Genomic DNA, 24,361 nt, shown 5'->3' with positions numbered 1-24,361 from the left:
ATGGAACAGAGTAGATCTCCCGTGCGTACCTGGCATCTCACCGCTCTAGACTTCCGCACCCTGTGGGAGGCGGCGGGCCGCGACGTCCTGCCGTACCCCTTGCATCACCGCCACATCGGCGTCGAATCCCAAGCGGAGATCCTCCGGCTGCGCAGCAAGGCCGCCGAGAGCATGATGGCCGAGTTCGACAGCGACCTCGACGCCGCCATGGCCGCGCTGCTGGCTCCCCATGCCCGAGTCGAGGTAGCGGGCGCTTCCGGCAGCACGAGAACGATCCGCGCGCACGGCGGAACCCGAGACACCTACGCCGCCTTGGCTGTTCAGGCTCCCGGTGACGATTCCGACCCGGGCGATGTCACCCTGCACCTGATGGCCCCCGAGGCCCTGGCCGCAGCGGTCCTGTCCACCCTCCCCAAGGTCGGACCCGGCAACGGTCGCGAAATCAAAGTTACCGCAGCTGAACTCGCGGCCCCTCGCCCCCACGTGCGCGACCGATGGAACCCCACCCCCGAGAACAACTCGAAACCTTCCTCGCCAAACCCACCGACACCCTCACCCACATCGGCGTCTACGCACACGCCAGCGTCGACAATCGCCACACCGAGGGTCGCGACGACTTCCAGCTCCACGACCTCACCAACGACGGCCGCTACGTCTTCTACGGCGAATCGACCTTCATCGCCAAACCCACCACTCCCACCCGCCTCCACTCCACCCTCGCCTCGATCCTCACCACTACCGCAACCAAGGCCCGCACTGGCGCATACCGCGCCCCGTGACCGCAGCGGTCCTCAACTCGCGAGCGCCGCCAGTTCCCCGGCCTCGCCACCCAGTAATCGACGCGCCCGCACCAAAAATGGTCTGCGGCCGCGATGATTCGGTCGTACCGCGTGGTGGTGTCCGGAATCCCGTAGTGCTCCGCGAACCCGGCCGCCTCCGTCTGCCCGACGGCACTGATGACGGCCGATGCCAGCGAGTCCGCATCGCGATGCACGTGCAGCACAGGGGTGGCGCGCGGCCCGAACTCCGGTGTCGTGTCGTCGAGCCCGGCCTCGTACAGCGCATCGAGCTCGTCATCGGTGGGCGTGTGATCGAGTACCAGCGTGAACTCGTGGTGACTCATGTCGATTCCTTTGTGTCGGTGTGCTGCCGCGCGAACCGTCGGATGGCATCAGCGTGTCACCGGTTGCTCGATGACGGACTACACCCCAGCGGTGCCCACGGTGTGACCGGCGAGGGGTGGCTGGGGGTCAGATGGCCAGGACGGTTTTGCCGCGGGCGCTGCCTGCGCCGAGGACGGCGGGGACGGCTTCCAGGGGGACGGTCGCTTCGATGGGGACCACCACGTCGCCCGAGGCGACGCGGGCGAGCAGGCGGCTCAGTTCCGGTCCGCGGCCTTTGGATTCGAAGTTGCCGCCGGTGATGTCGCGCTCGCGCAGGGCGATCTCGTCGGCGGCCCAGACGGTGGAGTAGGCGCGGCCGCCGCGGCGGACGAGGGTGGCGTGATCGGCGAAGTCGGTGGGGCTGCTGACCAGGTCGAAGAGGACGTCGATGCCGTCGGGGTGGGTGAAGCGGACGGCGCCGGTGACGCTTCGAGTCACGGTGGGTGGCGGGGTCGGGGTCGACGACGTTGGGGTCGGCGGGGCGGATCTTGGTGTAGTCGATGGTTTCCGCGGCGCCGAGGCGGGCGACCTGGTCGGCGGCATCGCCGCGGGCAGTGGCGATGACGTGGGCGCCCGCGATATTGGCGAGCTGGACCAGGAAGGAGCCGACGCCGCCGGTCGCGCCGACGATCAGTACCGTCTGGCCGGGCCGGATCTGCGCGGTGTCGACGAGGTCCTGGGCGGTGACGCCCGCGACCGGCAGCGCCGCGGCCGTGACGGAGGTGACGCCCTCGGGAATCGGCACCAGCGTGGCGTCCTCGGGCAGGGTCGCGTACTGCGCCCAGCTGCCGTGCCCGGCGGGTGCGGTCAGGAACTTGCCGACCACCCGGTCGCCGACGGCGAACGAGCGCACGCCTGCGCCGACCGCCGAAATCGTGCCCGCGCCGTCGACGCCGAGGATCATCGGGAAATCGATGGGCATCTTGCCCTCGAGGATGCCGTCGGCCATCTTCAGGTCGAAGGGATTGACCCCCGCGGCGTCCAGCGCGACCTGCACCTCCCCGCGCGCGGGCTCCGGCACCGGCACCTCGGCCAGTTCGGGAGTGGCACCGAACTTCTGAACCACGATCGCGCGCATCGGTCGGCTCCTCTTGTCGGGTGGTCCGGGCACCGCAATCCTAGGCGGACAGCCTTGCGACGTGCGGTGATTGATCGTCTTCGGTGGTGTCGCGGCGTAGCGTGAACACCGATTCGGTGCCCGCCGGAAAAAGTTGGAGTTGAGCGGAACAGACTCAACTTTGTGAGCGTTGAACCAGTCGATACCTGACCTACCCGAGGAGATCCGTGGACTCGTTCAATCCCACCACCAAGACCCAGGCGGCGCTGACCGCCGCCCTCCAGGCCGCTTCGGCGGCAGGCAACCCGGAGATCCGTCCGGCGCACTTGCTGGTGGCGTTGCTGGATCAGACCGATGGCATCGCCGCCCCGCTGCTGAAGGCGATCGGTGTCGACCCGGCGACAGTCGAGCGCGAAGCGGGCGACATCGCCGACCGGCTGCCGCGCGCGACCGGTGCGACCACCACACCGCAGCTCGGCCGCGAGGCGCTGGCCGCCCTGGCCGCCGCGCAGCGACTGGCCACCGAGCTCGGCGACGAGTACGTCTCGACCGAGAATCTGCTGGTCGGCCTGGCCGACGGCGACTCCGAGGTGGCCAAGCTGCTGCACCGGCACGGCGCGAGCCCCGAGGCGCTGCGTGATGCCTTCACCACGGTGCGCGGCAGCGCGCGGGTCACCAATCCCGACCCGGAAGCCAGCTACCAGGCCCTGGAGAAGTACTCCACCGACCTCACCGAGCTTGCCCGCGCGGGCAAGCTCGACCCGGTGATCGGTCGCGACACCGAGATCCGCCGCGTGGTGCAGGTGCTGTCGCGGCGCACCAAGAACAACCCGGTGCTCATCGGCGAGCCCGGCGTCGGCAAGACCGCCATCGTGGAGGGTCTGGCGCGCCGGATCATCGAGGGCGATGTCCCGGAGTCGTTGCGCAACAAGAAGGTCGTCTCGCTCGACCTGGGCGCGATGGTCGCCGGCGCGAAGTATCGCGGTGAGTTCGAGGAGCGGCTCAAGGCCGTGCTCGACGACATCAAGAACAGCGCGGGCGAGATCATCACCTTCATCGACGAGCTGCACACCATCGTCGGCGCCGGCGGCACCGGTGACTCGGCGATGGACGCGGGCAACATGATCAAGCCGCTGCTCGCGCGCGGTGAACTGCGCCTGGTCGGCGCGACCACGCTCGACGAGTACCGCAAGTACATCGAGAAGGACGCGGCACTCGAGCGCCGGTTCCAGCAGGTCATCGTCGGTGAGCCGTCGGTGGCCGACACCATCGGCATCCTGCGCGGCATCAAGGAGCGCTACGAGGTGCACCACGGCGTGCGGATCACCGATTCCGCGCTGGTGGCGGCCGCGACGCTGTCGGACCGCTACATCACCTCCCGGTTCCTGCCCGACAAGGCGATCGACCTGATCGACGAGTCGGCCTCACGGCTGCGGATGGAGATCGACTCCCGCCCGGTCGAGATCGACGAGGTGGAGCGGGCCGTGCGCCGCCTCGAGATCGAGGAGGTCGCGCTGGAGAAGGAGACCGACGAGGGCTCCAAGCAGCGGCTGGAGAAGCTGCGCTCCGAACTCGCCGACGACCGCGAGAAGCTCAGCCAGCTCACCACGCGCTGGCAGAACGAGAAGAACGCGATCGACTCGGTGCGCGGGCTCAAGGAGCAGCTCGAGGCGCTGCGCGGTGAGTCCGAGCGCGCCGAGCGCGACGGTGACCTGGGCAAGGCCGCCGAGCTGCGCTACGGCCGGATCCCCGCGCTGGAGAAGGAGCTCGCCACGGCCGAGCAGGTCAGCGGCGCGGCGCCGGACGGTGACATGATGCTGAACGAGGAGGTCACGCCCGACGACATCGCCGATGTGGTGTCGTCGTGGACGGGTGTGCCGGTCGGCCGGATGCTCGAGGGCGAGACCGCCAAGCTGCTGCGGATGGAGACCGAGGTCGCCGGGCGCGTCGTCGGGCAGGAAGAAGCGGTGCGGGCGGTGTCCGACGCGGTGCGCCGGGCGCGGGCCGGGGTCGCCGACCCCAACCGCCCGACCGGATCGTTCCTGTTCGTCGGGCCGACCGGTGTCGGCAAGACCGAGCTGGCGAAGTCGCTGGCGGACTTCCTGTTCGCCGACGAGCGCGCCATGGTCCGCATCGACATGAGCGAGTACAGCGAGAAGCACTCGGTGGCTCGCCTGGTCGGCGCGCCGCCCGGGTATGTCGGCTACGACCAGGGCGGTCAGCTCACCGAGGCGGTGCGCAGGCGGCCGTACTCGGTGGTCCTGTTCGACGAGATCGAGAAGGCGCACCCGGATGTCTTCGACATCCTGTTGCAGGTTCTCGACGAGGGCAGGCTGACCGACAGCCAGGGCCGCACGGTCGACTTCCGCAACACGATCCTCATCCTCACCTCCAACCTGGGTGCGGGCGGCGATCGTGAGCACGTGATGGAAGCGGTGCGGCGGGCGTTCAAGCCGGAGTTCCTCAACCGGCTCGACGACGTCGTGATGTTCCACTCGCTCGACGCCGAGCAGTTGGAGTCGATCGTCGACATCAACCTGCGTCAGCTGCAGAAGCGGCTCGCGCAGCGGCGGCTGACCCTCGATGTCACCGACGAGGCCAAGCAGTGGCTGGCGGTGCGCGGTTACGATCCGGCCTACGGCGCGCGGCCGCTGCGCAGGCTGATCCAGCAGGCCATCGGCGACAGCCTGGCCAAGGAACTGCTCTCCGGCGCGGTCGTCGACGGCGACACGGTGCGGGTGAGCGTGGACGACGCCACCGACAAGCTGGTCGTCGGTCGCGAGGCTGTCCACAGCTCGTGAAATATCCACAGCGCGGTGCGTAGGGACCTCCCAACGCACCGCGCTGACCTACGCTGGAGCTCATGACGAACCCGAACGATCCGTGGGGGCAACGCCCGGAGGATTCGCCGACCGAACGGTTGGGTTCGCCGGGCATGGATTCGACCAAGCCGTACGGAGGCGGTGGATTCGACGAGTGGGGGCAGCCGTCGAACCCGACGCAGGCATTACCTCCGCACGACGCGCAGTGGGGCGCCTACGAAAGTGGTTATCCCGCAGCGCAACCGCCACCGCACCAGCCGCCCCCCGGCTACGACCAGGGCTATCCGGCCGCGCCGCCACCGGGCTACCCGCCCCGGCCGCAGGACGGTGACCAGGGCGAACCACCGAAGCGGCACACCGGTCTGTGGATCGCGCTCGGCCTCGGCGTGCTCGCGTTGATCGCGGTCGGCGGCGTGCTCGCCGGCCTGGTGCTGAGCGGCAACACATCCGATGACGACAACACCGCCTCGGGGCTGACGACCAGCCAGGTGGTGGTGCCGCCGACCAACAGGCAGACCACTCCGGTCGTGCCGCCCAGCGCGAGTGGCCTGCCCGGGCTGCCCGGCCTCGGCGGTGGCGACGATCTCGGCGCCACGATGGGCAGCATCACCGCCAACACCGGCACCGAGATCACCATGAGCACCCTCGGCGGGTCGACGGTTCGGGTGCTGATCGACGATGCCACCCAGGTGATCTCGCTGACCAGCACGAAGGCGAGCGAGCTGCCCGTCGGCGACATGGTTATGGTGCAGGGCGACAAGAACCCAGACGGGTCGATCCACGCCAAGATCATCATCAGTACGGCGTTGCCGGGCGGCCCCCGATGAGCGACCCGCGCGTCGAAAGCCCGGCACTGCCGGGCGATCACGGCGACGGCTGGATAGGCTAGGCGACGATGACGGCTATGTGGTTCGGGTTAGCGGCGATCGCACTCGTGGGTGCGGTCGTACTGCTGTATTTCGATCGGGTCCAGCGACAGCGGACCGGGCACGCCCGCCAGGTGTGGGCGAAGTCCCAGGGCTATACCTATGTTTCGGTCGAGCCGGCGCTCGCCTCGACCTGGCGTCGTGGCGCGCTGGCCAAGCTCGGCTATCTCTCCGCGGTCGACGTGGTCTCCGGCATCCGCAAGGGCGAGAAGTTCGTGCTCTTCGACCTGGAAGACGCGGCGACCCTGGTGGCGGTGCGCAGGCAGATCGGTTCCGAGATCGACGTCGACATGCGGCTCAAGACCGCGTCGCCGCCGAAGGACCACGATCTGGAACTGCTCGGCGCGATCGGTGACCGGGTCGTCTTCGCGACCGATCCCGAGATCGCCAGGCACGCGGTCGATCAGCGGATGGTCGGCTTCATCGAGTCGCTGACCGACACCGTGCAGATGCTGTGGAGTGAGGGCAACTGGACCCTCGGCATGCTGCCCGTCGGCAGCGGCGCCAAGGACTGGGAGACCGCGATCGACGCGGTGCTGCGCCTGTCCGGCCTACTGCACGTGCTGCCGCCGGTCGCCGAACCGAGCGAGTTCACCCGTCCGCGCAGCAATGCCGACCAGCCGCTGAGCGCGGGCCCGCGGCCGGTCTACGACGAGGACGACTTCGACGACGACCCCGCGCCGAGCGAATTCGCGCCCGGCCGCCCGGTCACCGAGGACTACTCCGACCACGGCCGCACCCGGTTCCCCGGGCCGGACGACGATCTCGACACCGACGACCGCTACCGCGACGAGCCGGGCTTCGGCCCCCGCGGCGCCGCCCCGCAGACCGCCGCCGAGCCCGACGACTACGGCCGTCGCCCGGCGGGCAGGCCCGCCTACACCGCCGACGATTACGACCCCGATCTCGACGATCCCGACTTCGAGGATCAGCCGGCTCCCGGCCGCCGTCCGCTCGGCGAGCCGCCCAAGCGCCCGTCGCTGGCCGTCGTCCCCGAACCGCGTCCGCGCGTCGAACCGCCGCTGCCGCACGCCGAGGAGTCCGAAGCGGGGCAGCCCGGCGGACCGTTCCATCCCGGTTTCCGCCCGTACCAGGGGCCGGTACCGAAGTGACCGATAGCCCCGTGCGCCTGCCCGGCGTGCACCGTCCCGTCGCCATGATCACCGGACCGACGTCCGGGATCGGCCAGGGTTTCGCCCACCGTCTCGCCAGCCTCGGCTACGACCTGGTGCTCGTCGCCAGGAACGAGGAGCGGCTGCGCGCGCTCGCCGACGAGCTCGGCCGCCGCTACGCCACCTCCGCCGAGGTGCTGGTCGCCGACCTCGCCGACGACGAGGACCGCGCCCGGGTCGCCGACCGCGCCGCCCAGGGTCTCGAATTCCTCGTCAACAACGCGGGTTTCGCGCACTCGGGGGAGTTCTGGACCATCGAGCCCGCCGAGCTGCAGGCCCAGCTCGACGTCAACGTCACCTCGGTACTGCAGCTGTGCAGGGCCGCGCTGCCCGCGATGATCGCCGCGGCCTCCGGGTCGATCGTCAATGTCGCGAGTGTGGCCGGACTGATCCCCGGACGGGGGTCGACCTACTCGGCCTCCAAGGCCTACGTCGTATCCTTCTCGGAGGGGCTGGCGGGTGGATTGACGGGCACCGGTGTCCGCGTCCAGGCGCTGTGCCCCGGGTTCGTGCACACCGAGTTCCACGAGCGCGCGGGCATCGAGATGGGTTCGCTGCCGCAGCGCCTGTGGCTCGACGTCGACCAGGTCGTCGACGGGTGCCTGCACGACTTGGAATCAGGCAAGGTCATCAGCGTGCCCGGTGTGCAGTACAAGGTGCTCACCGCGGTGGCGGGTTTCGTCCCGCGAACCCTGGTGACCCGCCTCAATCGCGGACTCTTCAACGCGCGCGGACGGACCTAGGGCATGAGCGCTGGGCCGACAAGCAGCGCGTAGCGTTATCACCGGCCCGGCTCATGACCGAAAGGACACGCAAACGATGATCGACCAGGCACGTCAGGCGCTCACCGAGGCGGATCGCGACCAGCTGGCCGCGCTCGTGCGCGAGCTCGCGGTCGTGCACGGCAAGGTGACGCTGTCCTCGGGCAAGGAGGCCGACTACTACGTCGACTTGCGCCGCGCGACGTTGCACCACCAGGCCGCCCCGCTGATCGGTTCGCTGCTGCGCGAACTGGTCGCCGACTGGGACTTCGACGCCGTCGGTGGACTCACCATGGGCGCCGATCCGGTCGCGATGGCGGTCATGCACGCGCCGGGTCGCCCGATCGACGCGTTCGTCGTCCGCAAGGCGGCCAAGGCGCACGGTATGCAGCGCCAGATCGAGGGCCCCGACATCGTCGGCAAGCGCGTGCTGGTCGTCGAGGACACCACCACCACCGGCAACTCGCCGCTGACCGCGGTCCGCGCGCTGCGCGACGCGGGCGCGATCGTGGTCGGCGTCGCCACCGTCGTCGACCGGGAAACCGGTGCTGACCAGGTCATCGCCGCGGAGGGACTGGAGTATCGATCCATCCTCGGTCTCGATGACCTTGCTCTGGGCTAGCCTGAACAACGCCAAACCTGGATGACGATGTGGTCGTCCGGTAAGTCTGAAGGACGTGTGAGTCACCTGTGGTGAGCATTGCAGTTAACAAGAGTCGTGACAACGTTGCGATGCTCGGGATCGGTGCGTACCGACCGCAGCGCATCGTCAGCAATGCTGAAGTGTGCGAACAGCTCGACTCGACGCCCGAGTGGATCTTCGAGCGCACCGGTATCCACAACCGCCGCTGGATCAGTGGGGACGAGACCATCCGGTCGATCGCCGCTGCCGCCGGTGACCGCGCGCTGAAGAACTCTCCGATCGAGCGCACCCAGATCGGCGCGGTCATCCTGTGCACCTCGAGCTGGCTCAAGCTCACCCCGCACGGCGCGCCGTCGGTGGCCTCCGACCTCGGCCTCAACGGCGTGCCCGCCTTCGATCTCACGTCCGGCTGCGGCGGCTTCGGGTACGGCCTCGGTGTCGCCGCCGACCTGATCCGGGCCGGTTCGGCCGATTACGTGCTGGTGATCGGTGCCGAGACGATGACCGTCGGTCTCGACCCGACCGACCGCGGCACCGCGATGATCTTCGGTGACGGCGCGGGCGCCGTGGTGGTCGGCCCGGCCGAGGAGAACGGCATCTCGCCGACCGTGTGGGGCAGCGACGGCGAGAACGCCGAAGCCATCGCCCAGGACGTCGACTTCCTCGCGTACATGAACAAGGCCCAGGCCATGCAGGGCGCCGACCCCGAGGTCGAGCCGATCGGCCGGATGTCGCTGCGCATGGCGGGCCCCAAGGTCTTCCGCTGGGCCGCGGTGACGCTGCCGCGCGCGCTGTCGGCGGCACTGGACGCCTCCGGCGTGGCCAAGGAGGACATCGAGGTGTTCATCCCGCACCAGGCCAACGCGCGGATCAACGAACTGATGAAGAAGAACCTCGGCTTGGCCGAGGGCATCCCGATGGCCAACGACATCGAGAACACCGGCAACACCTCGGCCGCCTCGATCCCGCTGGCGATGGAGGAGATGCTGGTCACCGGCAAGGCGAAGGGTGGTCAGCTGGCACTGCTGCTCGCCTTCGGCGCCGGGTTGAGCTACGCGGGCCAGGTCGTCACCCTGCCGCCCGCCCCGAAGGAAACGAGCTTCTGACGTGCGAGCGCTGCGCGCCGGATATCTCGCGGCGGCGGCGGTCACCGTCTTCGGTGCCGTCACCGGTCGCGAACGGCTGCAATGGCTGACCAAGCCGCTGCTGATGCCGCTGCTGGCGGCCGACACCGTCACCAGCGGTGTCGAGCTCGACCCGGCCGAACGCCGGATCCTGCTCGGTTCGCTGGCCGCGGCCACCGTCGGTGACGTGCTGCTGATCGACCCGGACGACGACAAGCGCCTGATCGCGGGCGCGTCCTCGTTCGCCGTCATGCAGACCGGCTACTCGCTGCTGTGGTGGCGGCGCGGCGCCAGGCCGCGGGCCGCGATCGCCGCGCCCCGGCTGGTGGCCTGGGCGGGCGCGGCCGGATTGCTGAAGGCCAAGGCCCCGGTGCTCGCCGTGCCGTTGACCGCCTACGGTGCCACGCTCGGCACCGCCGCGACGCTGGCCTCCGACCCCGCGCTCGCGCCGGGCGCGCGGAACATCGCCGGGCTGAACATCCCCAACGGCGACCCACGCAGCAGGCTGGGCGTCGGCGCGCTGCTGTTCACGGTCTCGGACGGTCTGATCGTGCTGCGTCGCCTGTTCGCGCAAGACGACCGGACCCGCCGGATCAGCGAGGGCGTCATCCTGGCGACCTATGCGGCGGCGCAGTATCTGCTGACCGATCCGGCGGTGGGCACGCCTCGGCGCGGTGCCTGATACTCCCTGTCACACAGCGCTTACCTGGGTGTCCTCCGGCGGCAACACCCGCCGCGCACGCTTCGAAGATGACCGGGGAAGTGCAGTTCATCGAGGTGCACGGCTATCGCCGCGCGTTCCGGATGGCGGGGTCGGGGCCACCGCTGTTGCTCATCCACGGCATCTCCGATAGCTCGGGGACGTGGTTGCCGGTGTTCGACGCGCTCGCCGAACACTTCACCGTGCTCGCGCCCGACCTGCTCGGCCACGGTGAATCGGACAAGCCGCGCGCCGACTACGCCGTGGCCGCCTACGCGAACGGCATGCGTGACCTGCTCAGCGTGCTCGGCATCGAGCGGGTCACCGTGGTCGGGCACTCGCTCGGCGGTGGGGTGGCGATGCAGTTCGCCTACCAGTTCCCGGAGAAGGTGGAGCGGCTCGCGCTGGTCTGTCCGGCGGGGATGGGCGCGGGGGTGCATCCCGCGTTCCGGCTGGCCACCCTGCCCGGCGCGGGTCCCGGGCTGATGGCGGTGACCAGCTGGCCGGTGCGCACCGTCGTGCGCGCGGCGATTCCGGTGGTCAACGGACTGGGCGGGCTCGGTCTCGGCCCGGACGTCGACTACGTGCTCGGCCTCTACGGCCAGCTGTCCGACACCGACGCGCGCAACGCGTTCTTACGCACGATCCGCGCTGCCGCCGACCGGCGCGGCCAGTCCATCACCATGCTCGACCGCGGCTACCTGGCCGCCCACCTGCCGACACTCATCATCGGCGGCACCCGCGACACCGTCATCCCCTCCGGCCACGCCGAACGCGCACACCGCGCGTTCCCCGGCTCGATGCTCGAGATCTTCGACGGCGCAGGACATTTCCCGCACCACTACGACCCGGACCGTTTCGTGAAACTGATCCGTGCCTTCATCGACAGCACCGAGCCTGCCGTCTTCGACCCCCAACGCTGGCAGCGAACCCTGCGTCGCGGAAAGCCGATCGTCGGTTTGCCGGCGCTGGACGCGGCTCCTGGCTGATCGGCAACGCCACAACCCGGCGGGCACGGGCTGACCCGTCCGCACGCCGACGGGCAGCCGCCTGCTCAGCCGGCCATCCTAGGTCTGGCCGGAACCGCGGGGAGGCGGCAGCAGCATGATGCGGTCCCGGTTCGCCGGGTCGACGCGGATCGGGATGGTCTGCCCGATCGTCATCCGCGGTTTGTCCACCGGCATCACGTCGACCACGATCTTTCCGTGATAGGTGTCGGACCCTGGCACGGTCAGCTCCACATCGAATTCGGTGAGCTCGCTGGAATGGTCGGTGCGCGCCAGCGAACGCATGCCGTCGATGCGCGCCCAGCCCTCCAGCCCGTGCCTGCGCAGCCTGCGGTCGGCCCTGGTCGGCATCGAGGCGATCGCCATGGCGATGCCCGCGCCGGAACCGAACAACCCGACCATGATGAGGACCTGATAGGGCATCGTCCCCGGCGGCGTGTGCGGGGCGAGCCAGCCGAGCCAGACCGCGAGCGCGACGAGATACATCGCGACGACGCAGCTCAGCGCCTGAACAATGCGCGTGTGCTCCATACCGACAACCACCCGTGAGCCCTACGCCTCCAGGATAGGTCGCGTCACCGCCCGGTTCGGGGCGTCCGCGATTACGATTCGCGCATGAGTACTCCGCCCCCGCCCCAGGGATATCCCGGCTACGGGCCGCCGCCGGATCATCCGCAGGCGACGACAGTGCTGATCCTCGGCATCCTCGGCCTCGCGCTGTGCGGCGTTCTCGCGCCGTTCGCCTGGGCGAAGGGCCGCACCGTGCTCGGCGAGATCGACGCGTCGCAGGGCCGGGTCGGTGGCCGTTCGCAGGCCTACGCCGGCTACATCATGGGGATCGTCGGTTCCGTGGTGCTCGCGGTGTCGCTGCTCATCGGTGTGGCCAGTGTGGTGGTGCTCGTCATCGTGGGGGCAGCCGAATCTTCGGCGTAGCCGGGGCCCACCTAGCATTCTCCGGGTGAACGAGTCAGTGCCATCGCCCGAGGTCGAGGTCGCCGGTCCGACCGAATGGGGCGAGCATCCGCACGGGCTCGGGCCCTGGGAGCAGGAATACGGCACCCCGGTGCCCACCGACGAGCGCTACGACCCGGTGCTGCTCGCCGAGGGTGACCGGCGCAATGTCGTCGACGCGTACCGCTACTGGACCCGCGAGGCGATCGTTGCCGACATCGACGCGCGCCGCTTCCCCTTCCACGTGGCCATCGAGAACTTCGGCCACGACGCCAATATCGGCACCGTGGTCCGTACCGCCAACGCCTTCGCCGCGGCCGCGGTGCACATCGTCGGCCGGGCGGCGGTGGAACCGGCGCGGCGCCATGGTCACCGACCGCTATCAGCACCTGGTGCACCACAGCGACCTGGCCGAGCTGCGCGAATTCGCCGCCGCCGAGGGACTGACCGTCGTCGCGGTCGACAACGTGCCCGGCGCGGTCCCGTTGGAGACCGCGCAACTGCCCCGCGACTGCCTGCTGCTGTTCGGACAGGAAGGCCCCGGGGTCAGCGACGACGCGAAAGACGCTGCGGCGCTGACGGTCTCGATCGCCCAGTTCGGTTCGACGCGCAGCATCAACGCCGGCGTCGCCGCCGGGATCGCCATGCACGCCTGGATCCGGCAGCACGCCGACCTCTCGCTGGCCTGGTAGCGGTCGGTTCCTGACCGTCATGATGTGTGCATCGGCCCGGTTGTGATCGAATCAGCCTCGAATCGGTAACAGAACGGGCGCGGAAACCGGGCGGCAACTGGCACCATGGTCCTATGACCTCGCGCAGCGGCCGGCGCCCACAGCCCACTGATCGCGCCGGAACCGTGCCGACACCGGCGTTGTGGTCCGAGCGTGCCGACATGGCCGAGTCCGCGATCCTCTCGCGGCATCTGCGCATGCTGTGGGGTTGTCCCGGAACGGAATTGGGTGTCGTCGGCTGGCCGGCCACCCGGCGCGAACGCGCCTTCGCCGGCTGGCACTTCTGGTGGCAGGCCCATCTGCTCGACATCGCGGTCGACGCCGCCAACCGGGTGCCCACCCCCGCGCGGCGCAGGCGGATCGGCGCGATCGCCCGGGCCATCCGCCTGCGCAACATCACCGGCTGGACCAACCGCTACTACGACGACATGGCCTGGCTCGCGATCGCGCTGGAACGCGCCGAGCGCACCCAGGAGCTGACCACGGCCCGCCGCGGCCTGGTCGCGCTGGAACAACAGCTCTACGGCGCCTGGGACCCGGACACCGGCGGCGGCATCCCGTGGCGGGTCCGCTCGGACTTCTTCAACGCGCCCGCCAACGGCCCGGCGGGCATCGCGCTGCTGCGTCTGGGCCGGGTCGAGCGCGCACAGGAGATGGCCGACTGGATCGACGCCACTCTGCGCGATCCCGAGTCCGGCCTGATCCTCGACGGCATCCACCTGCCGTCCGGGGAGATCGAGCGGCCGGTGTTCAGCTACTGCCAGGGCGTCGTGCTCGGTTTGGAGACCGAGCTGGCCGTGCACATCGACGACGACGAGCGGCACATCGCGCGGGTCAGCCGCCTGCTGGCCGCCGTCGAGGAGCACATGACCACCCGCCTGGTGATCTCCGGTGGTGGTGGTGGCGACGGTGGTCTGTTCAACGGCATCCTCGCCCGCTACCTGGCGGTCGTCGCCCTGATGCTGCCCGGCGAGGGCAAGCAGCAGGAGATCGATCGGCGTACCGCGGCGGCCATCGTGAAGGCGTCGGCCACCGCGGCCTGGGCCAACCGCCTCGATGTCGAGGGGGAGCCGCTGTTCGGCCACGACTGGAGCAAGCCCGCGCGCTTACCCGGCGGCACGGCCGGTGCGGGCAAGTTCACGGCGGGCGGTTCCGTGACGGCCTCGGTCGTGCCGGAACGCGACCTGTCGGTGCAGCTGTCCGGCTGGATGCTGATGGAAGCCGCCTACCAGGTCACCGCGGCCGGGTTGTGAGCGTCAGCGCTCGGCCTCGCCGACGGCGCTGGGCGCCAGGTCGACATCGAAGTCCTCGGCCGGCTTGGCCATCTCCTGCCGGTAGTGGCGCAGGCCCAGGATCGTGCCGATGATCAGGCCGACGATCATCGTGCCGATCACCGCGGGCATCAGCCACGGCACCTGCTCGAGGAACTCGCCCGCGTAGTAGCCGATCAGCAGCAGCACCGGTGCCCAGATAATCGCGCCGAGGGTGCTGGCGACGGTGTAGCGGCGGTGATCCATCTTCGCCGCGCCCGCCACCATCGGGCACAGCGTGCGGACCCAGGGAATCCAGCGCGCCACCAGCACGGCGAAGAACCCGTGTTTCTCCAGCAGCGCGGTGACCTTGGCCAGATTCCTGGTGTTGATATAGCGGCCGTTCTTGCGCGCGACCAGATGGTGCCCGGTGCGCTGCCCCACGACATAGCCCACCTGATTACCCGCGATCGCGGCCATCATGGTGCCCACCGACAGCGCCCAGACCTGGGCTTCGCCGTTGGCGTGCGAGGCCATCACGATGCCTGCGGTGATCAGCATGGAGTCACCGGGCAGGAACAGCCCGATGATGAAGGCGCATTCGAGGAAGACGAAGACGAGTACAACCGTCCAGACCACGGCGGGGCCTGCCGAGATCAGTGGGTCGAAGCTGCCCAGAGCCAGGGTCGACGGTACTGCGGTCACTTGCTCAGCGGATCTCGTTCGCCGAAGCGGCCAGCTCGGCGGCGGGCGCGTCCTCGGTGGGCGCGGTACCGCGACGCTTGTCGAGCACCTTCTTACCGACGGTGATGATCGCGGGCAGGATCGAGACGAACACGATCAGCAGGAAGATGCCCTCGATGTGGTCGCGGATGAAGGGCACGTTGCCGAGGAAGTAGCCCAGCACCGTGACGCCGCCACCCCACAGCACCGCGCCGACGATGTCGAACGCCACGTACTTGCGGTAGCTCATCTTCGACACACCTGCCAGCACCGGCATGAACGTGCGCACGATCGGCACGAACCTGGCCAGGATGATGGTCTTGGGGCCGTGCTTCTCGAAGAACTCGTGCGTCTCGGTGATGTACTGCTTCTTGAAGAAGCGGCTGTCCTCCTTGCGGAAGATCGCCGGTCCGATCCGGCGGCCGATCCAGTACGCGCACTGATCGCCGGCGAACGCGGTCAGGATCACCAGGGGCACGAGCACCCAGATGGAGACCGGCGGGTCCGGCTGCGCGGCGAGCATGCCGCCGGTGAACAGCAGCGAGTCACCGGGCAGCAACGGGAACAGCAGACCGGTCTCGATGAAGACGATCGCCAGGATGGCGGGTAGAACCGCGTTCTTGAGCCAGGTCTCCTGGAGCAGATACATCGGGTCCAGCAACTGGGTCAACGCAAGGTTGTTCGTCACCGCATCGGATACCGCCAGCAAAGTCACGGCCCCCACAGTACCGGGCGAATCTGTGACATGAGTGGCCCACAGTAGGCTGACGCCTGACAGAATTGGTTTTTCGCTCCCCCACACACGGAGGTCACTGCTGTGCCTATCGCGACTCCGGAGGTCTACGCCGAGATGCTCGGCCGGGCCAAGGCGCATTCGTTCGCATTCCCGGCTATCAACTGCACTTCGTCGGAGACGATCAACGCCGCCATCAAGGGCTTCGCGGACGCGGGCAGCGACGGCATCATCCAGTTCTCGACCGGTGGCGCCGAGTTCGGCTCCGGTCTGGGCGTGAAGGACATGGTCACCGGCGCGGTGGCGCTGGCCGAGTTCGCGCACGTGGTCGCCGCGAAGTACGACGTGACGATCGCGCTGCACACCGACCACTGCCCCAAGGACAAGCTGGACACCTACGTGCGTCCGCTGATCGCGATCTCGCAGGACCGCGTGAACGCCGGCCTGAATCCGCTGTTCCAGTCGCACATGTGGGACGGCTCGGCCATCGCGATCGACGAGAACCTCGAGATCGCCCAGGAGCTGCTGAAGGCCTGTAAGTCGGCCAACATCATCCTCGAGGTCGAGATCGGCGTCGTCGGCGGCGAAGAGGACGGCGTCGAGGCCGAGATCAACGACAAGCTCTACACCTCGCCCGAGGACTTCGAGAAGACCATCGCGGCGCTCGGCGCGGGCGAGAACGGCCAGTACCTGCTGGCCGCCACCTTCGGCAACGTGCACGGTGTGTACAAGCCGGGCAACGTGGTGCTCAAGCCCGAGGTGCTGGCCGAGGGCCAGCGCGTCGCGGCCGCCAAGCTGGGTCTGCCCGAGGGCTCGCAGCCGTTCGACTTCGTCTTCCACGGTGGTTCGGGCTCGCTGAAGTCCGAGATCGAGGACTCGCTGCGCTACGGCGTCGTGAAGATGAACGTCGACACCGACACCCAGTACGCCTTCACCCGCCCGGTCGCCGGTCACATGTTCGCCAACTACGACGGCGTGCTGAAGATCGACGGTGAGGTCGGCAACAAGAAGGTCTACGACCCGCGCAGCTACCTGAAGAAGGCCGAGACCTCGATGGCCGCGCGCGTCGTCGAGGCCTGCAACGACCTGAAGTCGGCCGGTCGTTCCGTCAGCGGTTCCTGATCGGCCTTTCGCGACAATCAAACGGGGCCCGAGCTCATGAGTCTTGATGTCCGTGTGCTCGGGCCCGTTCGACTGCTGGTCGGCGGTGAGCCGGTGGCGGTCGGCGGGCCCAAGCCGCGCGCTCTGCTAGCCGCGCTCACCGTCAACCGACGGCGCGCGGTGTCTTCTGCCGTGCTGGCCGAGATGGTCTGGAACGAGGATCCGCCGGACTCCTACGCCGCCAGCCTGCAGGTGTTCGTCTCGAACATCCGCAAGGCCCTGCGCAACGCGGGCATCGACTCGGCTCAGGTCCTGCGCACCGAGGGCGCGGGCTATCGGCTCGAAATCCCGGACACCGCCTGCGATCTCGGTCGGTTCGAGAACGCGCGCGAGGCCGGGTCCCGCTGCCTGGAAGTGGGCGATCACCCGGGCGCGGCCAACCTGTTCGGCGTCGCGCTGCGGGAGTGGTCCGGACGCGCGCTGGCCGACCTGGCCGGTCTGCAGTTCGCCGACGGTTTCGCCACGGCGATGGACGAGGAGCGGCTGCTGGCCGTCTCCGCCCGTGTCGACGCCGAAATCGCCTGTGGGCGGGCGTCTTCGGTGATCGGTGAGCTGGTCTCGATGACCAACGAGCACCCGCTGCGCGAGCCGCTGTGGGGTCAGCTGATCACCGCGCTCTACCTGTCCGGCCGCCAGGCCGACGCGCTGGAGGCCTGCCGCCGGGTGCGCAATGTGCTGGCCGAGGAACTCGGCATCGATCCCGGTGCCGCGCTGATCGAGCTGGAACAGCGGGTGCTGCGGCAGGAGCCGCTGAATGTGGTGGAGGCCAAGCGCTCCGAGCAGCTCGCGGCGGCGATGACCGAGACGGTCACCGAGGTGCCGCGTTCGATCCGCAACGGCAACCTGCGCTTCGCCGACGGCCGCACCATCCCGATTCCCCACGGGGGCTTGCGGATCGGGCGGATGACCGACAACGAGCTGGTCCTCGACGACCCGAAGGCCAGCCGCTACCACGCCCACATCATGCCCAGCCGCGCCGGCCTGCTGATCAAGGACCTGCACTCGGCCAACGGCGTCTATGTCAACGAGGTACCGATCGACAGCGGCGCGCTACTCGCCGACGGCGACCTCATCCGCATCGGCGCGACAATACTGACCTTCATCGCCGTCTCGTAAAAGCCCGGCGAACTACCCACGTATCTCGCAAGCACATGGGTAACTCGCCGGGAACGGGCTAGCTCATCCCCGCACGTACCGCCGGCCGCCAGCCCAGGACGACACCCACCTGAGCCCGGCCAGAATTCGCGGGGAGGTGGTTATGTCAGGCGGACTTCGGCGACCGCGCGGCCGAAGAGCTTGCGGCCCTCGGAGACTCCGCTCAGCAGGATGGTGGCGCCACGTCGCTCCGGATCGACCGACTTGACCTTGCCGGAGAACTCGATGACGCCCGCCGCGGCAGGCGGTACCGGGACGAAACCGGAGAAACGCACGGCCAGCTTCGCGATGGCGGTCGGGTCGCCGAGCCAGTCGCTCAGGTACTGGGCGGCCAGGCCCATGGTGAGCAGGCCGTGGGCCACGACCGTCGGCAGGCCGGCCAGTTCGGCGGCGCGATCGCTGAAGTGGATCGGGTTCGGGTCGCCGGAGACACCGGCGTAGTTGGCCAGGTCGCCGCGGGTCACCTTGGCGGTGCCTGCGGGCAGTTCGTCGCCCTTGGCCACCGAGCCGAACTCGGGGACGGTGTTGACCGGTGCGAACTCGCGTTCCGGGGTGGCGGGCGCGGGGCCGGTGTGGCGGATCAGGATGTCGTCGGTCTCGACGCCGGCGATAGTGGCCGGGCGCGCGTGCATGCTGATGTTCTCGACGGCCTCGACGATGTTCGGGTCCACCTCGACACCGCGGCGGGCCACGATGGTGGTGGTGCCCTGCACCGCGATCTCGTCGTCCTGGTTGATCAGCTTGAAACCGACATTGACGAAGTCGTTGTCGGCGAACTGGCGGATCGACTCGATCTCGATCTCGGTCCTGATCCGGTCGCCGGCCAGCATCGGCCGGTAGATCTCGAAGACCTGGTCGGTCTGCAGCACCTGGGAGAGGTCGTACTCGGTGAGCACGCTGTCGAGCAGCGCCCTGGTGGCGCTCATGCCGATCACCGAGGCGAAGGTCGGTGGCGCGATGATGCCGTCGTAACCGAGCTTGCGCGCGTCGACTTCCTGGTGGTGGGCGGGGTGCGTGTTCTGCACGGCCCTGGCGAATTCTCGGATCTTCTCGCGGCCGACCTCGTAGTGATCGCGGAAACCGAAGCGCTGGCCGACCAGCGACGCATCCGGGACCACAGCTTCGGTGCCCGGCTGCGACACTGTCTGTTCCCTGCTCATGATCCGGAAAATGTTACTCGAGTACCCAACCGGATGACCAGTTATGTGTGACCCGTCATAGCGGTCACGAACTGCCGCTACGACGGGTCGACACCGCTGCTACGGGGTCCCCGCGGGGTCGCAGACCTTCCAGCTGCCGTCGGTGCGCTGCAGGTCGAAGGTCCGCGCGGTCCGCTTCGACGGATCCGCCGTGGTGTAGACGGTCGCCTCGGCCAGCGCGGTCTCGCCTGTGATGCGCACCGCATCCACGCTCGCGACGACCGGGATGGAACCGCGCTCGGTCGAGAGCTGATGCACGCCGTTGAATTGTTCGGTGGTGATGCCCTGATAGAAGTCGTGCAGCTGGCCGCAGGTGCTCGATCGCAGGTTGTCCAGGTCGCCGCTGCGCAGTGCGTCGGCGTAGTCACCGATCGCGGTGCGAACCTGGCCCTCCGGCGAATTGTCCCCGCCGGTCATCAGGGCGACCACGGTCGCGATCAGCGCGATGACCAGCACCGCCGCCCCGCCCGCGGCCAGCAACCAGCGCTTCGAGCGCGCCGGCTTGTCGGCGGGCGCTTCCCGCGGAGGCTCGATCCGCTGGGGTGGCGCGACCGGTCGCGGCGCGTCCGGCGGCGCCACCTGGCGCTTGCCCTCGGCCAGCTGCTGTGCGGGCCGTGTCGGCTGGATATCGGCCGGCGACGGCGCCGACGCGGGCTTGGGCTGCGCGATCGGCCCACGCGGCGGCGACGGCTGCGTCTCCTCGATCCCCGGCCCGTGCGGCCCGGCGGGCCCCTGATGCCCCGCCTGCCGTGGCCCCGCGGGCCCGCGGGGCGTATTCGGCGGCGGCGACATCGGCCTGCCACCCGCGGGCGGTACCACCCGATCCGTCCCCTGCGGCCGCTGCACCGGCATAGCGGTGGTCGGCGCGTCCGCCGGATTCACGATCCGCATCGCGATGGTCTGATCCTCCGACCCGGGCACCTCACCCTTCTGCAACGAAGCCGCGCCCGCCGCCGCGGCGCCCGCCGCCGCCGCACCTGGCAGCCGACCCGCGTGACCGGCATCCGCACCGGACTTGCCACCCGGTCCCTGCGCGCCCTTCGCCCCGGAACCAGCTCCGGTCTGGAACTTCTCGGTCGCATCGGCATCCACCGTGCCGCTTGTGGAAGTCGTGCTGCTTGCCGAAGTTGTGCCGCTTGTGGAAGTCGTGCCGTTCGCCGAAGCCGCGTCGCTCGCCGAAGCCGCGTCAGCCGGGTGCGCAGTGGCGGGGTCCGCTGTGGCGCCAGCTGCTGCCGAGTCGACACTTCCGGCGGAGGAGCTGGATCCACCCGCCGCGGCACCGGCGCCTGCCGGCGTGCCTGCGGCGGCATCGGTCGCCGTCGTGGCGTCAGCGTCTGGTGCGCCACCGCTCTGGGTCGCCTCGGGCTCGATCGTGGTGCGTTGCTTCGACGTCGCGTCCGAAGTCGCGGCATCGGCGCCAGTGGTTTCTGCGGCTGCGGTGCCGCTGCCCGCCTGCGCCGAGCCTTCGGGTGCGTTGGCGTCGGTGGACGCATCCGTTGCCTGGTCCGTGTTGGATGCTCGTGCGCCCGCGGCGACGGCTCCAGCGACGGCTGCGCCTGCGGCGGCGCCTGCCGCTGCGGCGGTTGCCTTGCCGGACTTCGCCTCCGGCTTCGACGGCCGATCCGCCTGGTTCATCTCGGCGGTCGAAATGTCCGCCTGGGCGGCCTTGGACTGCGCGCTCGACACCTTGACGGTGTGGTCGTCGGCCGAATCACCCTTGGCGGTAGTCGGTTTCCGGCCCGGGATCGACATCGCCGTGGTCGGTGCGTCCGGTCCGGCGAGATCACGCGGGTGCTCGGTGCCCCGGCCTGCGGCTTGCGCGCCGGTCTGATCCGCGCGATCGCCGCCCGGCAGGCCCTGCGAGAGTCCGGCCAGCGGAGAAGCTCCGGCATTCGAGTCCCGGTGCGGCGCGGCACTTTGCACGCCGCCGCCCGCTACGGAGCCGGCGCGCGACTGCTGCCCAGGGGCGCCCCCGGCGTTGCCCGAACCCGAAATGGATTGTCCGCCAGGTGCATTGCCCGGTCGGCTGCCCGACTGCGCGCCCAGACCTGCGGGGCGCCGTCCATCGGGGGCGTTGCTCGGGCCGGTGCCCTGCTGTCCGCCGGGGCCCGAGCCCGGCTGGCCGCCGCGGTCGGAGGAGCGGTCCGTACCGGGTGCGTTACTGGAGCCATGGCCCTGCTGTCCGCCGGGGCGCTGTCCACCCAGCGTGTTGCCGGGGCCGGAGGCCTGCTGCCCGCCGAGGCCCCCGGGACGTTGTCCGCCGGGATGGCCCGCGAGCGGCGGTGTGCCGGGACCGCCGGGAACTCGTGGCCCGCCGGGGGCTGAATTCTGTTGGCCGCCAGGAACACTGCCCGGCCTGCCGATGGGCGCACCGGGCCCACCCTGGGCGCTCGCGCTGCCGGGAGCGCTGCCCGGACGGCCGGTGGGCCCGTCGGTGGGACGGCTCGTCGGCACGCCGGGTCCACCCTGCGGGCGAGGTCCGAGGGGTTGGTTACCCGGTCCGCCGGGGCGACCGCCGGGGCCCGAAGGCTGCTGTCCGGCAGCCGGATTCGCCGATCGTCCGACCGGCTGAGCCCGGCGTGGGGGAGGTGCGGCAGGTCCACCCTGTGGACGCGGACCGCCGGGAGCGCCGACGGGACGCCCGGACTGTGGCCCGGCCGATGGGTTGCCCGGACCCGAAGGCCGCTGTCCGCCAGGCGCGTTGCCGGGCACGGAGGGCGCGCCGACAGGCCGTCCAGACGGTCCGTTGGAGCCGTCGACCGGTCGCCCGGACGCCTGCTGGCCACCGGGTGCGTTCGCGGGGCGTTCGGACGGCGATGGTCCGCCGGGTGCGCTCGTATGTCGCTCGGTCGACTGATCGCCGGAGCCGGAAGGCTGCTGTCCGCCGGACGCATTGCGGGGCCCGGCCGACGGGGTGCCGGCCGGGTTGCCGGGGCCGGACGAAGGACTGCCCGGCGCGTTGCCGGGGCCCGACGAAGGGCCGCCCGGCGCATTGCCTGGCCCGGACGAAGGGCCGCCCAGCGCATTGCCGGGGTTCGACGAAGGGCCGCCGGCCGCGTCGACAGGCCGTCCGGACGAGGCCGACTGACCAGCCGCACCGGGACCGTTCCCGGCAGGCCCCGGCAGATCACCACGCCGGATGACAACAGTCTCCGCGGTGCCGGGGGGAACGGTCGGCCTGCCCGGTTCGGTGACCGCTTCGGGGGTCGACTTGGGCGCGCCGGTCGACGGCGCGGTGCTCGACGAATCGGCGCCGCGCTGGGCGGTCGCGCCGGGGGCGGCAGATTCTGCTGCCGCGTTGTTCTCGTCGGTCGGGTCGGACACCTAGTACCCCTCGCTCAGGCTCGAACGTTCCACTCGCGCCTCAGCCTAGTGCGCGCCGCGCCGAGGGGTTCGCCGATCGCCGCGCGGCGGGCCGGGCGACGTCGTCTGGGGCCTCGGTGCACAATGAACCCATGACCTCCTTCGGTGACCTGCTCGGACCGCAGCCGGTCCTCCTTCCCGAACTGATCGACGCCGAAGACGCCATCGCGGCGGGGGCCGACCCCGTCCAGGTCGCCGCCGATCATCCGGCCGCGTCGATCGCGTGGGCGCAGCTGGCCGAGGCGTCGCTCGAGCGCGCGGGCGACGAGGTCAACCACGACACCGTCGCCGCTTACGCCTTCGCCCGCACCGGCTACCACCGCGGCCTCGACCTGCTGCGCCGCAACGGCTGGAAGGGTTTCGGCCCCGTCCCGTGGAACCATGAGCCGAACCAGGGCTTCCTGCGCAGCGTCGGCGCGCTGGCCAGGGCCGCCAAGACGATCGGTGAGACCGAGGAATACGCCCGCTGCCTGGACCTGCTCGAGGACTGCGATCCGCGCGCTGCGGCCGAACTCGGCCTGGACTGAGCCCGCGGCCGGATCCGAGTCGTAGGTGAGCGATCCCCATCCCGTCGTCGCCGCGGCAACCCCGGTCGTAGCCGCCGCCAAGGACAGCACCGTCGATCGCATGAAGGCGTCGGCGCAGCGGCTGCGCCTGTCGACGATCCCGATCATCCAGTGCTCGCTGGGCGCGGCGCTGGCCTGGTTCATCGCGCACAACGTCATCGGGCATCCCGAGCCGTTCTTCGCGCCGACCGCCGCGATCGTCTCCATCGGTATCTCCTTCGGTGCCCGGCTCCGCCGCTCGGTGGAGCTGGTGGTCGGCGTCGCCGTCGGGATCGGGATCGGTGACCTGTTCATCGCCCAGGTCGGCACCGGTGTCTGGCAGGTGGGCCTGGTGGTCGCCGCCGCGATGGCGTGTTCGGTGTTCCTCGACGGCGGCTCGATCATCACCATCCAGGCGGCGGGTTCGGCCGTGCTGGTCTCGACGCTGAGTCAGTCCGCGGGCGCGGGCCCGAGCCGGATGATCGACGCCCTGGTGGGTGGGCTGGTCGGCGTGCTCATGGTCGGGCTGATCCCACTGCATCCGGTGCGCCGGGCTCGCGAGCACGCGGCCGACGTGCTGTCGGTGATGAGCAAGTCGATGATCACCTGTGCCGATGGCCTGCTCGAACAGGACTCGGACAAGGTGCACGAGGCCCTGACGGCAGTGCGCGCCACCCAGAAGCAGATCGACGCCCTGCGCTCGGCGCTGGAGGGTGGTCGCGAGATCAGCCGGATCTCGCCGCTGTACTGGAACTCCCGCAAACGCCTCGCCCGCATCCATTCGGCGGCCGACCCACTCGACAACGCCGTCCGCAATACCCGTGTGCTGCTGCGCCGGTCACTGACCCTGGTCCGCGACGACGAGGTGCTCGACCCGCGCCTGATCGACCTGGTCGACCAGCTGGGCAACGCCACGGACGTGGTCCGCAAGATGATGCTGGCCGATCCGGGTGAGCAGCCCGATCAGGCCGAGGCCACCCGCGCGCTGCGCAGCGTCGCCAAGCACGCCCGCCCCGAACTCGTCGTCGGGGCGGGTCTTTCGGCGCACGTGGTGTTCGCGCAGATCCGGTCGATCGTGGTGGATCTGATGGTGGTGTGCGGGATGCAGCGCATCTCGGCGATGGCGCTGCTCCCGCCCACCGTGCCCAATCCGTATGTGACGCCGGAGGAATGAG

At 69.9% G+C, this 24,361-nt stretch carries 22 protein-coding genes and 3 pseudogenes; 18 read left to right on the top strand and 7 right to left on the bottom strand.

Going from position 1 to position 24,361, the window contains the following annotated elements:
* Both NV348_RS13850 and NV348_RS13845 read left to right on the top strand, forming a co-directional pair.
* Positions 1-453, top strand: a pseudogene (locus NV348_RS13850) (ESX secretion-associated protein EspG); the annotation flags it as partial.
* 41 nt (positions 454-494) lie between these two features.
* The gene (locus NV348_RS13845) at positions 495-779 is read left to right on the top strand and encodes a hypothetical protein (protein ID WP_447151226.1); all 285 of its coding nucleotides are present in this window, start codon (positions 495-497) and stop codon (positions 777-779) included.
* Between the two features lie 471 nt (positions 780-1,250).
* On the opposite strand, the gene NV348_RS13840 is transcribed toward NV348_RS13845, so the two are convergent.
* Together NV348_RS13840 and NV348_RS13835 are read right to left on the bottom strand one after the other, a co-directional pair.
* Positions 1,251-1,601: a zinc-binding dehydrogenase gene (locus NV348_RS13840; RefSeq protein ID WP_447147304.1), complete on the bottom strand. Its 351-nt coding sequence runs from the start codon at positions 1,599-1,601 to the stop codon at positions 1,251-1,253.
* 352 nt (positions 1,602-1,953) lie between these two features.
* Positions 1,954-2,112: pseudogene (locus tag NV348_RS13835) on the bottom strand (alcohol dehydrogenase catalytic domain-containing protein); the annotation flags it as partial.
* Between the two features lie 335 nt (positions 2,113-2,447).
* Here NV348_RS13835 and clpB point away from each other — a divergent pair.
* The 8 genes from clpB to NV348_RS13795 all read left to right on the top strand — a co-directional run bounded on the left by clpB (position 2,448) and on the right by NV348_RS13795 (position 11,357).
* Positions 2,448-5,021, top strand: a complete 2,574-nt coding sequence (gene clpB, locus NV348_RS13830) for an ATP-dependent chaperone ClpB (protein ID WP_447147303.1) — start codon at positions 2,448-2,450, stop codon at positions 5,019-5,021.
* A 62-nt stretch (positions 5,022-5,083) separates the two neighbouring features.
* On the top strand, positions 5,084-5,869 hold the full coding sequence (locus tag NV348_RS13825; protein WP_447147302.1) for a DUF5666 domain-containing protein: 786 nt from the start codon (positions 5,084-5,086) through the stop codon (positions 5,867-5,869).
* Positions 5,870-5,946: 77 nt separating this feature from the next.
* Positions 5,947-7,080, top strand: a complete 1,134-nt coding sequence (locus NV348_RS13820; protein ID WP_447147301.1) for a TtfA family protein — start codon at positions 5,947-5,949, stop codon at positions 7,078-7,080.
* A gap of 44 nt (positions 7,081-7,124) precedes the next feature.
* On the top strand, positions 7,125-7,883 hold the full coding sequence (locus tag NV348_RS13815) for an SDR family NAD(P)-dependent oxidoreductase (RefSeq protein WP_447151030.1): 759 nt from the start codon (positions 7,125-7,127) through the stop codon (positions 7,881-7,883).
* Between the two features lie 76 nt (positions 7,884-7,959).
* A complete protein-coding gene (gene pyrE, locus NV348_RS13810) occupies positions 7,960-8,523 on the top strand; it encodes an orotate phosphoribosyltransferase (RefSeq protein ID WP_019049751.1) in 564 nt (187 codons plus the stop codon).
* A gap of 68 nt (positions 8,524-8,591) precedes the next feature.
* The gene (locus NV348_RS13805; RefSeq protein ID WP_447147300.1) at positions 8,592-9,650 is read left to right on the top strand and encodes a beta-ketoacyl-ACP synthase 3; all 1,059 of its coding nucleotides are present in this window, start codon (positions 8,592-8,594) and stop codon (positions 9,648-9,650) included.
* A gap of 1 nt (position 9,651) precedes the next feature.
* Entirely contained in the window at positions 9,652-10,350 is a 699-nt protein-coding gene (locus NV348_RS13800; protein ID WP_447147299.1) for a lysoplasmalogenase family protein, read from the top strand.
* A gap of 68 nt (positions 10,351-10,418) precedes the next feature.
* Positions 10,419-11,357 (top strand): alpha/beta fold hydrolase, encoded by a 939-nt coding sequence (locus NV348_RS13795; RefSeq protein WP_447147298.1) that lies wholly within the window; start codon positions 10,419-10,421, stop codon positions 11,355-11,357.
* A gap of 78 nt (positions 11,358-11,435) precedes the next feature.
* On the opposite strand, the gene NV348_RS13790 is transcribed toward NV348_RS13795, so the two are convergent.
* Complete coding sequence (locus tag NV348_RS13790) at positions 11,436-11,906, bottom strand: hypothetical protein (protein ID WP_447147297.1); 471 nt, start codon at positions 11,904-11,906, stop codon at positions 11,436-11,438.
* 84 nt (positions 11,907-11,990) lie between these two features.
* Between NV348_RS13790 and NV348_RS13785 the strand changes: the two genes are divergently transcribed.
* The 3 genes and pseudogenes from NV348_RS13785 (at position 11,991) to NV348_RS13775 (ending at position 14,310) form a co-directional block, all read left to right on the top strand.
* Positions 11,991-12,308, top strand: coding sequence for a DUF4190 domain-containing protein (locus tag NV348_RS13785; protein ID WP_447147296.1), 318 nt, complete (start codon positions 11,991-11,993; stop codon positions 12,306-12,308).
* A gap of 25 nt (positions 12,309-12,333) precedes the next feature.
* Positions 12,334-13,018: pseudogene (locus NV348_RS13780) on the top strand (TrmH family RNA methyltransferase).
* Between the two features lie 200 nt (positions 13,019-13,218).
* Positions 13,219-14,310, top strand: coding sequence for a glycoside hydrolase family 76 protein (locus NV348_RS13775; RefSeq protein ID WP_447151029.1), 1,092 nt, complete (start codon positions 13,219-13,221; stop codon positions 14,308-14,310).
* Between the two features lie 3 nt (positions 14,311-14,313).
* Here NV348_RS13775 and NV348_RS13770 read toward each other — a convergent pair whose 3' ends face one another.
* Positions 14,314-15,012, bottom strand: a complete 699-nt coding sequence (locus tag NV348_RS13770; protein WP_447147295.1) for a DedA family protein — start codon at positions 15,010-15,012, stop codon at positions 14,314-14,316.
* A 4-nt stretch (positions 15,013-15,016) separates the two neighbouring features.
* Positions 15,017-15,679 carry a DedA family protein gene (locus NV348_RS13765; protein ID WP_447151028.1) on the bottom strand — a complete coding sequence of 221 codons (663 nt, stop codon included), beginning with the start codon at positions 15,677-15,679 and terminating at the stop codon, positions 15,017-15,019.
* Positions 15,680-15,847: 168 nt separating this feature from the next.
* On the opposite strand from NV348_RS13765, the gene fbaA reads away from it, so the two are divergent.
* Together fbaA and NV348_RS13755 are read left to right on the top strand one after the other, a co-directional pair.
* A complete protein-coding gene (fbaA, locus tag NV348_RS13760) occupies positions 15,848-16,885 on the top strand; it encodes a class II fructose-bisphosphate aldolase (protein ID WP_447147294.1) in 1,038 nt (345 codons plus the stop codon).
* A gap of 36 nt (positions 16,886-16,921) precedes the next feature.
* Positions 16,922-18,040: a BTAD domain-containing putative transcriptional regulator gene (locus tag NV348_RS13755; protein WP_447147293.1), complete on the top strand. Its 1,119-nt coding sequence runs from the start codon at positions 16,922-16,924 to the stop codon at positions 18,038-18,040.
* Between the two features lie 140 nt (positions 18,041-18,180).
* Here NV348_RS13755 and NV348_RS13750 read toward each other — a convergent pair whose 3' ends face one another.
* Positions 18,181-19,239: a fused (3R)-hydroxyacyl-ACP dehydratase subunits HadA/HadB gene (locus NV348_RS13750; RefSeq protein ID WP_447147292.1), complete on the bottom strand. Its 1,059-nt coding sequence runs from the start codon at positions 19,237-19,239 to the stop codon at positions 18,181-18,183.
* A 99-nt stretch (positions 19,240-19,338) separates the two neighbouring features.
* Positions 19,339-21,732, bottom strand: coding sequence for an Rv0361 family membrane protein (locus NV348_RS13745; protein ID WP_447147291.1), 2,394 nt, complete (start codon positions 21,730-21,732; stop codon positions 19,339-19,341).
* A 685-nt stretch (positions 21,733-22,417) separates the two neighbouring features.
* On the opposite strand from NV348_RS13745, the gene NV348_RS13740 reads away from it, so the two are divergent.
* From NV348_RS13740 to NV348_RS13730, 3 genes are all read left to right on the top strand, one after another.
* Entirely contained in the window at positions 22,418-22,606 is a 189-nt protein-coding gene (locus NV348_RS13740; protein ID WP_447147290.1) for a hypothetical protein, read from the top strand.
* Between the two features lie 127 nt (positions 22,607-22,733).
* Entirely contained in the window at positions 22,734-23,168 is a 435-nt protein-coding gene (locus NV348_RS13735) for a DUF3151 domain-containing protein (protein ID WP_447147289.1), read from the top strand.
* 100 nt (positions 23,169-23,268) lie between these two features.
* Positions 23,269-24,360 (top strand): FUSC family protein, encoded by a 1,092-nt coding sequence (locus NV348_RS13730; RefSeq protein ID WP_447151027.1) that lies wholly within the window; start codon positions 23,269-23,271, stop codon positions 24,358-24,360.
* Position 24,361: the final 1 nt, after the last annotated feature.

The organism is Nocardia fodinahabitans, from assembly GCF_052983615.1.
This window is presented reverse-complemented; position numbering and strand designations above follow the sequence as displayed.

Coding starts and splice junctions, on each gene's coding strand:
- NV348_RS13845 (WP_447151226.1), top strand. CDS start 495: ATGGAACCCCACCCCCGAGAACAACTCGAAACCTTCCTCGCCAAACCC.
- NV348_RS13825 (WP_447147302.1), top strand. CDS start 5,084: ATGACGAACCCGAACGATCCGTGGGGGCAACGCCCGGAGGATTCGCCG.
- NV348_RS13820 (WP_447147301.1), top strand. CDS start 5,947: ATGTGGTTCGGGTTAGCGGCGATCGCACTCGTGGGTGCGGTCGTACTG.
- NV348_RS13815 (WP_447151030.1), top strand. CDS start 7,125: ATGATCACCGGACCGACGTCCGGGATCGGCCAGGGTTTCGCCCACCGT.
- pyrE (WP_019049751.1), top strand. CDS start 7,960: ATGATCGACCAGGCACGTCAGGCGCTCACCGAGGCGGATCGCGACCAG.
- NV348_RS13795 (WP_447147298.1), top strand. CDS start 10,419: ATGACCGGGGAAGTGCAGTTCATCGAGGTGCACGGCTATCGCCGCGCG.
- NV348_RS13790 (WP_447147297.1), bottom strand. CDS start 11,906: ATGGAGCACACGCGCATTGTTCAGGCGCTGAGCTGCGTCGTCGCGATG.
- NV348_RS13785 (WP_447147296.1), top strand. CDS start 11,991: ATGAGTACTCCGCCCCCGCCCCAGGGATATCCCGGCTACGGGCCGCCG.
- NV348_RS13775 (WP_447151029.1), top strand. CDS start 13,219: ATGGCCGAGTCCGCGATCCTCTCGCGGCATCTGCGCATGCTGTGGGGT.
- NV348_RS13765 (WP_447151028.1), bottom strand. CDS start 15,679: ATGTATCTGCTCCAGGAGACCTGGCTCAAGAACGCGGTTCTACCCGCC.
- NV348_RS13755 (WP_447147293.1), top strand. CDS start 16,922: ATGAGTCTTGATGTCCGTGTGCTCGGGCCCGTTCGACTGCTGGTCGGC.
- NV348_RS13750 (WP_447147292.1), bottom strand. CDS start 19,239: ATGAGCAGGGAACAGACAGTGTCGCAGCCGGGCACCGAAGCTGTGGTC.
- NV348_RS13740 (WP_447147290.1), top strand. CDS start 22,418: ATGACAACAGTCTCCGCGGTGCCGGGGGGAACGGTCGGCCTGCCCGGT.
- NV348_RS13735 (WP_447147289.1), top strand. CDS start 22,734: ATGACCTCCTTCGGTGACCTGCTCGGACCGCAGCCGGTCCTCCTTCCC.
- NV348_RS13730 (WP_447151027.1), top strand. CDS start 23,269: ATGAAGGCGTCGGCGCAGCGGCTGCGCCTGTCGACGATCCCGATCATC.